Below are 1,173 nucleotides of genomic sequence, written 5' to 3'. Positions count from 1 at the left end.
AGCCGTACACATTGAGAGGTGTACGTACGGTTCGGAGGCGAGTACTTGGAGATCCTGCCGTAGTAATATGGAAAGGCGCCGGGTGCTTAGCCTACATTGTCGCCAACCGCATTGGGTTTGATGGGAAAACAGCCAGTGACAGCAATAGCTATAAGCATGTGGCCGAGTTCGCCCGGAAGATGGAACTGGAATACAAATTAGAGCGTGTATTAAGCCCGAATAAGTTTTTGAAGCCGGAGCAAAGGGTTGCACAAAGCCAGCGGGTTGACAACCGTAAGGAAACGCTGAAAAAGCACCTGCAAACCGCGATCAAACAAAGCAGGGATGTGCAGCAGGTCAAAAAGTATATGGAGCAGCGCGGCTACGAAGTAGAATTGGGGCGGGGTATCGCATTTACCGACGCGCAGCACGTCCGCTTTAAAGGCAGCCAGGTCGGCTATGCCCTGATGGATATTGAGAAGAAACTAAAACAGGAGCAGCTTTTACGTCAGCAGCAGGAACAAAACCGGCAGGCGCAATTAATACGGCAACAGCAGGAGGAATTCAAGAGACAGCAACAGCAGGAAAAGGAAATGCAGCAGGAGCATCAGCATTCGCAAGGCATCAGCCGATAACAATGCATGATTAGAGTGACATAACTTATGAACTTTTTAATTAGGACATCATGAAAACAAACGAAGAAACATCAATAGACGAAAAGACCTTAACAGCCATACTTACGGAGAATGTAGCAGAAATCAAAGAGATCAACGATTTCATCAAAGAGCAACAAAAACACGTTGACCAGAAGAATGAGCTTATTGCCGAAAAGGATAAGCAGACGCAAAAGCTGATCAGCAGCTTTGAGCAAAAGTATCAAAAGATTGAAGTTACGGTACCCGCACCGAGTACTTTACCACTTTCTAAGATTGCCAGTGACGGTATGACCGCCACGAGAACAGCCGTCTTACAGGTATTACATGAGTTATTTTCCAAGAACAGGATTTTGGTATTACCGGAGGATGCCGGAAAGGGCTTTTTAAAGACGATGGCTAAGCGTGGCATGTATTTAACTGCTCTGGCTATTATAGTCGGCCTCGTTAGCTGGTTCGGCTTCCACAATTGGTATAAGGACAGCCAGAACAGTCGTTTCCGCAAAGCCTGGTACTGGAACTATCTTGTGGCTGATAGTAC

1 protein-coding gene and 1 pseudogene are annotated in these 1,173 nt (G+C 46.6%); both read left to right on the top strand.

The window, feature by feature from the left end; all coding sequences use genetic code 11:
- Window positions 1-614: pseudogene (locus BLS59_RS31130) on the top strand (hypothetical protein); the annotation flags it as partial.
- A gap of 50 nt (window positions 615-664) precedes the next feature.
- The coding region (locus tag BLS59_RS31125; protein ID WP_143014305.1) for a hypothetical protein at window positions 665-1,173 on the top strand (509 nt) is incomplete at its 3' end.

The organism is Mucilaginibacter pineti (genome assembly GCF_900101875.1).
Taxonomy (GTDB): domain Bacteria; phylum Bacteroidota; class Bacteroidia; order Sphingobacteriales; family Sphingobacteriaceae; genus Mucilaginibacter; species Mucilaginibacter pineti.
This window is presented reverse-complemented; position numbering and strand designations above follow the sequence as displayed.